This is a genomic window from Agaribacillus sp. DX54 (assembly GCF_056858335.1).
In genome coordinates this window covers 66,547-77,796 of sequence record NZ_JBXEQE010000003.1, presented here as the reverse complement: position 1 = coordinate 77,796, position 11,250 = coordinate 66,547, and the positions used below count along the sequence as shown (strand labels likewise).

Below are 11,250 nucleotides of genomic sequence, written 5' to 3'. Positions count from 1 at the left end.
AAATCCATAAGAGCTAAATTGTTTTACATTTTGATGATGCTATTTTATGGCAGTATTATAGTTATTTGCCGAAGATCGAGAATTATTAATTTTTATGATGAAATTATTCTCAATAAATGTTTTATATTCCTTATCGGTCATTTTTGATAAGGATTGGAGCTCTTCTCTTTTTATCTTGCCCGTTAAAACATCGCTTATCTGGTTATCGTTCAAGCGTTTCGATTTTAAGTCATAATAGAATTTTGAGGTCTCAAGCACGTAGTCACTTCCATATTCTATCTCAAGTGCATCCAACTCTGTAGATCGCGGCAATTTATTGGTGCCTTCAATTTCTTTGACTTTGTCGTAAAGCTTGGAGAGCGCGGGGGGCATAGTCCCATTGGCTTTCATATCGTACAAATCATGTGCGAGTTCGTTAACTATTTCTGGAGTCTCCAGCATTTTTTTGAGTAAATCTTCTTTGTTTTCCCAGACCCTTTTTTCCCATTCATATTTTGCTGGTGCATTTAGATCCAAAATTGGCGTGTTGACGGCCTCAATCCAAACAGGATTTGTTTGCAGTTCTTCTATCCTTTTGATTTCTGCCAGGGCATTTTTTTCATTAATACGACCGTTCCATAATGACTGAAAAATTTCCGGATTTTCTCTCATTGCACTTACAGTTTTGGTTCCAAAAATGTAATTGGCAAGCACACTTTCAGGCGTTGGGTCTGGTCGATTATCATTCGCCATTTGCGTTGTGGTTTGAGGCTGTTTCTCAGCAACTTGGTTTTGTCCAATCAAAGGTGAAACACTCAAAGATAGGGCAAGAAAATAGGGGGATAGTTTCGAAAGTTTTAGCTGGTTGGGCATAGTTTTCAGTCCATTTATTTATTCAAAGTCACGAAAAGGCTTATTCTGGTCATTTGTGCTGGGAGAAGTTTCATTTTTTCGATCAACAGGGGTGCGTGGAGGGTTAGTTACCTTTACTGGATCGGGAACCCAAATTCGGGACAAGGGTCTATTTTGAAAACGACGTGCAAATTTTCCCAACATTTTGAGGCGTGTGGTTACAGGTCTTTGTGAAAATTGCTCATAAGAGAGCGTGTACTTAGATGATCCAAGTCTTCGCATACTACGTCTGGGATTCAGGAAATCTTGCGTTATTTGAGCGTTCAAATTTCTAGTTACACGTTGCATTTCTTTGATTAGGTATCTGGTATCCAATGACTTGCGATCAAGGTAATCGTCTTTGTCTATTCTCCAATCCGGAGGCACCTCACAACCACTATGTCTTCTGTCTCCTTCGTATAGTGGTCTTTTGTATTTATCCTTATCCCTTTGTTCCTGTTCTCTTTGTTCCTGTTCTCTTTGTTCCTGTTCTCTTTGTTCCTGTCGCTTATTGTCTTCTTCTTTCTGTTTTGCTACAGAACCACTACCACTATTACTTCCAGTGTCATTTTTCTGTTTTGCTACAGAACCATTACCACTATTACTTCCAGTGTTATTTCCTATATTATCAAATTTCCAGCGCCGACCCTGATCCGGGTTAATTTTGTTAAGGTTTGATTGAAATTCAGTGGTCGCGTCATGGAGATTATTTGCCACTATTCCAACACCAACCAAACCTCCACCTATTGCGCCAGCGGTTGCTCCACTAGGGCCAATAACGCTACCTATTGCTGCACCTGTTGCAACTGATCTGCCTATTATACCAACGCCGGCAAGAGACGTTTCCACTACTTCAGATGTAAAGAGTGTAATTGCACCGAATGTTGCAGTACTAAGCTCGGCTTGAGATGGAATAGCGCTTGCGCCAAATTCAGGATTTATGGCTCCACCAACTTTGCTCAGTTCAAAGTTTATTGCTTCCTGAAGAGCTGATCCCAAATTCGACCTAGCTTTTTTAAACCCTGCTTCAGATAAGCCATTATCTGATGTCATAAAGGCTGCTCTTGCTTTGTTGTTTCCTGGGTCAAATTGACCGAATCCGGCGCTCATTCCAATTCGAAGCATGTAGGCATCTTCCCTGGCGTCAATGCTGCTTGTTGAGCTTTTGTCTTCTAGTGAAGAGCCGTCTTTGAAGTTTTCTGAGGAATCGAAAAAATCAAAATAATTATTTTGCAGATTGTCATACGACATATTCATTTTGCCAGATGAAAAATCTAGCCCGAGGGGTTGATCCATCACACCGAAAGCTTGCTCCATATAGTTTCCTACTTCGGGATGAATTTTCGAGAACATAGGTGACATAGAACGTACAATGTCATATTGGCCGAAAACGGAGGCATCATTTAGCATCGTGGACATGTAGGAGAACATACCCATTGTTTTTGATAGATCTTCGGCGAGCACTTCTCCTGTATTTTTATCGGTGAATCTGTATAGGTCTATGGCGGAGTTAAGCTGTATTTCATATCCTTCATCTGTAAGATCAGGATTGACAAATAAAACAAGGTTTTTGACTTCCTCATATAACTCCAAATAATTTTCTGGTGATAAAGCTGGTATTGCCGGATTTTGATTGATTATTTCTGATATCTGTAGCAACGGCCCTTCTGCTTTTTTAAGCTGAGGTAGATTGTTTATGCCTTTATCTTTTAGGTAGAGAGAATAGGCTAATAAGTTATTAAATCGGAGTTCTTCTGTATTAGGATAAAGCTCATGCAATTTACTCCAGTTTACTTTTGCAGTATCTTGCGGATCACGCGCTATGGATAGAAATTCTTTTATAGATATTAATGAATCGTACATTTCAGGATGATCGGGTGTGAAAGGTTTTTTTTCGATCCATTTCCATGGGGGAGCGTCACCGTCACCTTTTGTTTTTAAATCTGGTACCCAACGTCCTTTTGCTTCTTTTCCCTTATCTGCACCTGAGGCTATGAGTTCTTTTTCTTTTGCATTTGCGTTTGCCAGCTCTGTTTCAATTCTTAAAAATCTTTTAATGATTATTGTGTCCATATGAGCATTAAAAAAATTAGACATGCTGATTGTGTCATTTGCCGAAAGCACAAATTTGGTGGTGTCTTGCTCAATAGATAAAGATTTTTTATTGTTTTGGTTAGCAACTTGTATTGTTTCCTTGAGTTCATTGCCTTCGGTTTGCGCAAAGCTAGCCAGGGATGCTGTGCTGAGCGAAAGGGCTAGAAAATATGGGGAAAGTTTTGAAAGCTTTAGCTGGTTGGTCATAGTTTCAGTCCATTTAACTATTAGGTCATTAACGTAACTATTTATAAATCAACGCATAGTCAATCAAATAGTTATGGTTGTGATGTCGTTTCTATATCAATCAGATTTTCGATATCTTTCAGGCAGCCTTATAACCATAACGAAGCTCTCTTCTAGGTGGCAGGTTGCCCCTACTGCTATTAGCATTTATGAAAGTAAAAAATGTACTACAAATTGTACTACATTTTTGAGGTCGAAAATATCTGTATCAAAAATTTTAATTTAATATCAATATTTTATATGGAGTATTTGTGAGGTTTCAATCCTCCCGAGCGCGCCATTTCCCTAAAATTATTGAACTTGTTTTATTCTCATTAACATGCTGTTTTTAAATATATTTTATTCAAGATGAGGGCGCATAAAGATTTGCCCTAGGTTCAAAGAGGCTTGATTTTGTACTACAAAATGTACTACAATTTGTCCTACACGCGATCAATTTTGTGAGGCTTAAGTGGCCAATTATTTAAAAAAGCGCGGTCAAAAATTTCATTTTCAGAAGAGAGTACCGACAGCTTTTCACTCATTATTTCCCAAAAGGTTTGTCCAGGTACCGCTTGGAACTGATAGTGAGGCTGTAGCTTTACAGCGCGCTCATAACTTTAATTTGATATTGGAAGATTTCTGGCAAACTCTTGTTGGCCTGACCGTTGATGAGGCAAGGGCAAAATTTCAGGCTGCTGTCTTAAATGCTAAGATTTGCGGCTTTCAATATAAATCTAAGCAAGCTTTGGTAGAGCACGCCCCCTTAGCAGAGTTTATCAACCGGATTAATACCGCTGATATTACTACAGATGACTTAGCAAAAAGCGCTTTTCTGGGTGGAGTTAAATTGCCTGAAATTACAATATCAAAAGCCAGAGATGAGTTTTTCTCTTATGAAGAAGGTAATTTAAGAGGGCTATCAGAAAACCAGATTAGAAAGTGGAGAAACCCAAGAAAAAAAGCCATTAAAAATTTTATCAAAGTGATTGGAAATAAATGCTTAGAGAGTTTGGAACGAAAAGACATTTTAGATTTTCGTACATGGTGGATCAATAGAATTAAGACATATGATCTCGCGGCAAACACCGCCAATAAAGAGTTTGGGTTTATTAAAAAGATTATTGATACTGCCGTTGATAATCATGCCTTGGATGTTTCGGTAGATTCATTATTTAAAAAGGTTGCATTAAAAAAAGTCGAGAAAAGTAGACGTTACCCGTTTTCAAAAACTTTTATCAAGGATACCTTGTTTAAGCTTGAAGCAGACGGTCTTAACCTTGAGGCCCAGCTTTTAATATTTGCAATGTCTGATACTGGCGCGCGAATAGCTGAGTTAGTGGGTCTGGATGATTCTGATATTTTTTTGGATACAAAAATTCCGTATATCAGCATTAGGCCCAATCATACACGAACGCTCAAAACTGTTCAAAGTGAACGGGATTTACCTTTGGTTGGAGCGTCCCTTTATGCCTTTCAAATGCTTGGTGGGAGTTTCAAGATATACCACGGTAAGCCCGATTTAATATCAACAACTATAAACAAGTATTGCCGAGAAAATAATATATTTCCTTCTAAAAATCACAGCCTCTATTCCTTGCGTCACAGTTTTGAAGATCGGTTAACAGCAGTAGAGCCTCCCGATAAAGTGCAAGCTGCTCTGATGGGGCATAAATATGTACGACCGCGTTACGGAGATGGGCCAAGCCTGGAACAAAAAAAATTATGGCTTGATAAGATTGCTTTCAAAATCTGAATGCTCTGACCTATGAGCGATTTGGCGAATACGTTCCAAGGTATTCATGTCTCGTTTTGCCTTTTCAAGTTCACGTTCAGCCCTTTCAAATATGACAATGTAATCTGGCCCAAGTTGGTCTACAAGCCTAGCGGTTTTGATGACAATGCTTTCCAGTTCGGAGATAGGTATATGATCCCCTTCTTTGTAAAAATAAATGGGATTCAAATTATCAGTTGGAAGATTATTAACAGGTGAACGGAGGCTTCTTGCAACCCATTTTTCTAATGCTGCTTTTGCATCCCAGTTCCGGGTCATTTTTATTCTCTTACTGTTGGGATAATTATATAGGAAAATATACCTAATTCGACCTCTTGTCAAGCATATGTTCTTTTTTTGTTCTATTTTGAGAGGTGCAATTGAAGTTCGTATTTGGGTCAGTGAACCCTAGAAATTTCAGGGGGTGATCTCCCCTGACCTGGTGTCTGATGTAGGGGCTTATGGGGCAACAGCGCTGAAAACGCCTAATATAGATAAACTGGCGAACGGAGGGGTGCGTTTTACCCATGGTTATGCCTCATCTGCCACCTGTTCGCCCAGCAGGTATGCCCTTTTAACCGGTATATACCCCTGGCGAAATGAGCGAGCTAAAATTCTTTCGGGTACCGCCCCCTTACTGTTAGATACGGCTCAAATGACCCTTCCGAAAATGCTCAAACAGCAAGGTTATCATACCGGCATTGTCGGAAAGTGGCATCTGGGCCTCGGCAGTGGAAATGTTGACTGGAACGAACAGATTGCCCCCGGACCTAATGAGGTGGGCTTTGATTATTCCTACATTATGGCGGCTACGCAGGACCGGGTGCCGGCGGTATACATTGAAAATGGTCAGGTGGTTGGATTAGACCCCAACGATCCGATAGAAGTGAATTACAGGGAGAATTTTCCCGGTGAGCCTACCGGCAAAGATAATCCCGAGATGCTGAAAATGAAATGGTATCACGGGCACAACAGCAGTATTGTCAACGGTATTTCGCGTATTGGTTATATGAAAGGGGGGGAAGCTGCCAGATGGGTAGACGAAAATATGGCGGATACCTTTCTTGTCCGCAGCCAGGAATACATTTTAACGCATAAAGATGCACCTTTTTTCCTTTATTATGCTTTACAACAACCACACGTACCACGAACACCTCACCCCCGGTTTGTAGGAAAATCGGGAATGGGCCTGCGCGGTGATGTTATTGTGGAGGCTGACCGGTGTATTGGTGAATTGATGAAAACATTGGAAACGGCAGGATTGCTGGAAAATACATTGATTGTGTTGTCAAGTGACAACGGTCCGGTGCTCAACGATGGCTACTACGACGATGCTGTCGAAAAACTAGGCGATCACAAACCGGCCGGACCACTCAGAGGTGGTAAATACAGCTTGTTTGAAGCAGGAACCAGGGTGCCTTTTATTACTTATTGGGAAGGACGTATTCAACCCGGCACTTCCGATGCTATGGTTTCGCAGATTGATCTGCTTTCTTCGCTGGCTTCGCTGGTTCATAGTGAGGTACGCGGCCAGGATAGTGAAGACCTGATGCCTGTATTTTTGGGAGAAAAAAATGAGGGCCGTGATGCGTTGATTTTGGAGGCAACCACCAGAACTGCTTTTCGAAAGGGTGACTGGGCCATGATTCCACCCTATGAGGGGCCGGCAAAAAACAAGATGGTTAATATCGAGTTGGGAAACTCCGCTGAGTATGCCCTGTATAATCTTAAAGAAGATATCGGTCAACTGGAAAACCTCGCTGAAAGCAACCCTGAGAAGCTACGTGAAATGATCTCTGCCTTCGAACAGATCCGTGGTAAGGAATACAACAAGACGAAAAAATTAGAACTCAAATAATGACCAAAAACTTAACGGAAAGCCGTCAACACTATTTTTTCTTTTGAAAAAGTAACCTTAAATCCGGCTCGATGATCCCGAAGCGAGCACCTTCACACGGCCAGTCGCGCAAAGGATAGTTGTAGCATGGAGCTATATCCAGTTGCCACTGGTTCGACAACCTGTTTCATAACCCGGCAGAAATGAGTAGGGATCACCTTATCCTTTTTGGTTTAACCCCCGGCATTTTATAATAAATAAGGGGGACATCGATCGCGATTACAGTACATCCCTAGCAGGCCCCTAGTAAGGTCATTCGACTGTTACACAACGATGTCCCCACCCAGAAAAATTACCTATTGGGTATAAAAGGTAAAAACGTAATGTTAAGGGTTTAATGGCAGTAAGATGATGAGCCGCAGGTAGGTATCCTAATGTTGGGCATGGACAATTTGATGGACATTCATATAAATGGCTTTTAAGTTGCCTCTGGCGAGAAAAGCGTTTTCATAGAGACATGGTAAAATGCTTTTTGCATTATTCATTTATTTAAACTAACTCAACCGGGATAACAGGCCATTCTCAAAATCAGTCATCAATCCCTGAAAGCTTACAGGTCCTTCAGGTATGTCTCGAGTTTTTCCTCTTTGAGAAGGTTTAGCTTTTTTCGTAACCTGTAACGGGATTTGTTGACACTTTCATGAGAAATACCTAACATTCCGGAGATCTCCTTACTCGTAAGATTAAGTTTTACAAGTGCGGCCATTCTTATTTCCGAAGTCGACAGATCAGGGTACTTCGTTCGCAGGTTGATGAAGAAACCAGGGTGCACCTTCTCAAACAAGATTTTGAATTCATCCCATTCCTTCCCGGTTAAAATAGTGGATTGCATCAATTTATCCAGATGAATGGTGTACTGCGGGCAGTCGCCAGGAATTCCTTCTCTCATTTTTTCAAGTTCCTCGTTAAGCAGTTCTATGTGTTGGTTTTTTTCCAGGGCATGCTGTGTGAACCGGTTTAACTCAGTTTCATAGGCGCGAAACTTTTCTGTGACCAGGAGATTTTCATGTTCCCTGATTTTTTTAGACTTTTTGACCGTGGCATTAAGCCAGGCAATGATCAGGCCTGCCATGATAAATGTACTGAAAAGCCCCAGGGCATAAGCATTTCTTTTAAACGCTTCATTGCTTGCTTCTACCTGCAGGTTGGCAATTTCTTGTTCTTTCTGTTCAGTTTCATATTTTATTTGCATCTCTGCAATCTGTGCTGTCTTTGTTTTATTGAAAACGGAATCTTTAAGGGAGGAATAGACCGTGTAATTGGTATAGGCCTTCTTATACTCATTCATAGCGGCATAGCTTTTGGCAAGATTGAGATGGGATGAATAAATTTGTTCTCTAAAGCCTTGTTTCATAGCCGAATCGAATGCTCTCTGCGCATATGCCAGAGAGGTCTGTATCTGGCCTTCCTTCCGGTAAAGACGGGAAAGGTTGTTGCAATTCATAGCTACTGACCGGGCTGCGCCTATGCTATCGGCTATGGCCAGGGAGGCCTTGAAACTTTCGATAGCTTTCAGGTTTTCTCCCATAGATTCATACATGATGCCTATGCTGGTGAGTGACAGCGCCTGTCCGTCGAGGTTTTGCTGTTTTTGTTCGATTTCCAGCGACTTAAGATGAAATTTCAGCGCTTTCCCGTAGTCTCCTTTGTTGGAATAAACATCGGCTATGTTGTGTACAAAACTTGCCATGTAAACCTCAAATCCCAGCGCTTCGGCAAGGACAAGGCCCTGTTGGAAATATTCAAGCGCATTATCATAATCCTTTTGTTTAATAGCAATCAGGCCCAGGCCATTTAGCAGACCGGCTTTTCTCGGGATATCATCCAGTGCTTCGGCGATTTTTAAGCCTCGCAAATAATACTCCAGTGCTGTCGGGTAATCTCCAAGATAACGATAAACATCTCCAATGCTTGAAAGAATTGCGCAAACGCCTATCGTATATTCCAGGTTTTGGTAAGATGACAATGCTTTTTTATAAATAACCAGGGCGTCCGAATATTCTCCTTTCCTGAAGTGTAATATACCTTTTTCCTGATTTATCCTGGCCAGGTTGAGCGCACCTCCTTTGGTTTCATAAAAGGTAACAGCATGATTGTAGGCATCGATGGCGCTATCATAATGCCCCGCCGACAAATAAAACGCCCCAAGATTCTGGTAAGAGACGGCCATAATTTCATCCCATTTTTCGTTTTGGGCCATATCCAATGCCTTGTCCAGGTACTCTTTGGATTTTTGGAGATCGATATAAAGATATTCCCTGCCCAGGTGATTCAATAGTACCGCTTTGTCACTTCCGACAGCAGTACCGAGCTTATGGACAAGGCTATCGATTTTATCAGGGTTTTGTCCAAATGAGGAATAGAGAAAAATGCCATTGGTCAAAATAAAAGAATAAAAAAATTTACCCATTGTAAAAGTTATATTATGAGTCCGGATTGCTAGATTAATTTATGTATAAAATAAATCCGAAACTCCTAAAAATATAGCATGCAGGGTATGGACAGAACAATGGACAATTGAGGAAAATCTTTACTATTCTCCGGAAAAAGCTATGAAAGTTTCATTTGGGAAATGGTATGGGCCTACTATCGACACAGGAGACTATTTTAAAATCCGGAAACAAACGTTTCCATTTCTCCTGATGAAACCCCCAGTTTTTTTCTCATGCGGTACCGGGATTTATTTACACTATCTACTGAAATACCCACCATAGAGGCTATTTCCTTTGTTTTAAGTTTTAGTCTGGTCAGGGCGATCAGTCTTTCCTCGGTTTGTGTAATGTCGGGGAATTTTTGCCTCAGGTTATTAAAAAAGCCGGGATGAGCCTGAAGGAAAAGCTTTTTAAACCGCATCCAGTCCTCATCGGTCAGAATAGGGGACTGCATGAGGTTATCCATGGTGTTGGTGTAAGAGGGGCAGGTATTGGAAATTTCATCCCTTGCTTTTGCCAAATCTGTGTTTAATTTTTCGATGCGTTGATTTTTTTCTAACAGATTTTGGGTAAAATTTTCCAGGGCCAGCTCATAAGATTTGATTTTGGCATCTGAGAGCTGTTTGTTTTTTTTGTTTCGAAAATGCATGCCCAATCCAAAAACCATCAGCAGACCGAGTAAGGCCGTTAAAATGGTTACATACCAGGTACGTTTTAAAGTCTCTTCCTGCCTGGCAACGGTCAGTTGGATGATTTGTTTTTCTTTTTTGCCGCTTTCATAGATTGCCTCCATTTCGGCAATTTGTCGTGCCCGGGTCTCATTAAACATGCTGTCTTCGTACATCTTGAAGCTTTTGTAATAGCTCAGAGCTTTGCCGATATCTCCTTTAGCTTCAGAAAGTGTAGATAAGACCTGAAACGCTTTGCTGGTCTGATCCTTTGCCCCTGACTGACCGCTTATTTCCAGGGCCTCCCTGCTTAACGCGAGTGCGGGCGAAAAGTCTCCGTTTTTTACGTAAACTTCTGCCAGGTAGTTGGCAGTAATGGCAATCTCACTTTTCATCTTCAGTTCCCGTTTGATGACCAGTGCCTCTTCCAGGTATTCGATAGCTTGCCGGAAATCACGTTCCTCAGCAGCCACAAGCCCCAGATTGTTATATACGATGGCTTTTTGAAACGCATCATTAAGTTGTTGGGCCAGTGCCAAGGATCGAAAGAAATTCTCCTTGGCCGCTTCATATTTTTGCGCCTTCTTTAAAGTAATGCCCAGGTGATTGTAATCGAGGGAAAGCCCGAATGTATCATTCAACTGTTTGTTGATCGCTAACGATTCTTTAAAGGCCTCTTCGGCCTTATCATATTCCCTCATGTCCTTGTAAACCAGTCCGATGTTGTTCAGCGGAATACTGGTATGGCCATGATTACCGGTTTGCCTGTATATGTTTAAGGAGCTGTGTAAATAGTCCAGGGCGCTGGGAAAATTTCCCAGTTTATGTTGTACGTTGCCCAGCATGTTCAATGACCTGCCAAGCAGTATGCTGTCCGACAGCTTTTCGGCTACCTTCAATGCTTTTACCCCATAATCTTTTGAAGCTGCGTAATCTCCTGTGCTAAAGAAATATTTGCAATGGTCGTATACAAGTTGCCAGCCGGCTTTGGTATGGTCATGCTTACCTATCAAGGCTTTACGCAAATTCAGGTAGTAGAAGACGCTATCATGATTTTTTTCCAAATGTTCATAAAATTTGGATTTATACCACTCCAGTTTGGTTGGAACCCGGGGTGGAACAGCCTGGTCTTTGATCTGACATGAGCCACCAAAAATAACCAGTAAAAAATAGTAGCAACCAATGATGTTTAGGTTCATATTTGATTTTTCCGCGATCGTTTTGGTTAGGGTAGAAAAAACTTAATATGCCTAACTATAATTGTTATCCTTAACCATAAAAAATTATAAT

General features: G+C 41.1%; 7 protein-coding genes. 2 read left to right on the top strand and 5 right to left on the bottom strand.

Going from position 1 to position 11,250, the window contains the following annotated elements:
• Nucleotides 1-39: 39 nt before the first annotated feature.
• Both AC04NP_RS04750 and AC04NP_RS04745 read right to left on the bottom strand, forming a co-directional pair.
• Nucleotides 40-852, bottom strand: coding sequence for a hypothetical protein (locus AC04NP_RS04750; RefSeq protein WP_482858361.1), 813 nt, complete (start codon nucleotides 850-852; stop codon nucleotides 40-42).
• Nucleotides 853-870: 18 nt separating this feature from the next.
• On the bottom strand, nucleotides 871-3,171 hold the full coding sequence (locus AC04NP_RS04745) for a hypothetical protein (protein ID WP_482858360.1): 2,301 nt from the start codon (nucleotides 3,169-3,171) through the stop codon (nucleotides 871-873).
• Nucleotides 3,172-3,661: 490 nt separating this feature from the next.
• Here AC04NP_RS04745 and AC04NP_RS04740 point away from each other — a divergent pair, with 490 nt between their 5' ends.
• A complete protein-coding gene (locus AC04NP_RS04740; RefSeq protein WP_482858359.1) occupies nucleotides 3,662-4,945 on the top strand; it encodes a DUF6538 domain-containing protein in 1,284 nt (427 codons plus the stop codon).
• Here AC04NP_RS04740 and AC04NP_RS04735 read toward each other — a convergent pair.
• Nucleotides 4,913-5,242, bottom strand: a complete 330-nt coding sequence (locus tag AC04NP_RS04735; protein ID WP_482858358.1) for a hypothetical protein — start codon at nucleotides 5,240-5,242, stop codon at nucleotides 4,913-4,915. The genes AC04NP_RS04740 and AC04NP_RS04735 overlap by 33 nt on opposite strands.
• Before the next feature lie 145 nt (nucleotides 5,243-5,387).
• On the opposite strand from AC04NP_RS04735, the gene AC04NP_RS04730 reads away from it, so the two are divergent.
• Entirely contained in the window at nucleotides 5,388-6,821 is a 1,434-nt protein-coding gene (locus AC04NP_RS04730; protein WP_482858357.1) for a sulfatase-like hydrolase/transferase, read from the top strand.
• Between the two features lie 589 nt (nucleotides 6,822-7,410).
• On the opposite strand, the gene AC04NP_RS04725 is transcribed toward AC04NP_RS04730, so the two are convergent.
• Nucleotides 7,411-9,270 carry a tetratricopeptide repeat protein gene (locus tag AC04NP_RS04725; RefSeq protein ID WP_482858356.1) on the bottom strand — a complete coding sequence of 620 codons (1,860 nt, stop codon included), beginning with the start codon at nucleotides 9,268-9,270 and terminating at the stop codon, nucleotides 7,411-7,413.
• A 197-nt stretch (nucleotides 9,271-9,467) separates the two neighbouring features.
• Entirely contained in the window at nucleotides 9,468-11,159 is a 1,692-nt protein-coding gene (locus AC04NP_RS04720; RefSeq protein ID WP_482858355.1) for a tetratricopeptide repeat protein, read from the bottom strand.
• Nucleotides 11,160-11,250: the final 91 nt, after the last annotated feature.

Excerpts from the sequence above, each read along its gene's own strand:
- AC04NP_RS04720 (WP_482858355.1), bottom strand. The coding sequence starts at position 11,159 with ATGAACCTAAACATCATTGGTTGCTACTATTTTTTACTGGTTATTTTT.
- AC04NP_RS04745 (WP_482858360.1), bottom strand. The coding sequence starts at position 3,171 with ATGACCAACCAGCTAAAGCTTTCAAAACTTTCCCCATATTTTCTAGCC.
- AC04NP_RS04750 (WP_482858361.1), bottom strand. The coding sequence starts at position 852 with ATGCCCAACCAGCTAAAACTTTCGAAACTATCCCCCTATTTTCTTGCC.
- AC04NP_RS04735 (WP_482858358.1), bottom strand. The coding sequence starts at position 5,242 with ATGACCCGGAACTGGGATGCAAAAGCAGCATTAGAAAAATGGGTTGCA.
- AC04NP_RS04725 (WP_482858356.1), bottom strand. The coding sequence starts at position 9,270 with ATGGGTAAATTTTTTTATTCTTTTATTTTGACCAATGGCATTTTTCTC.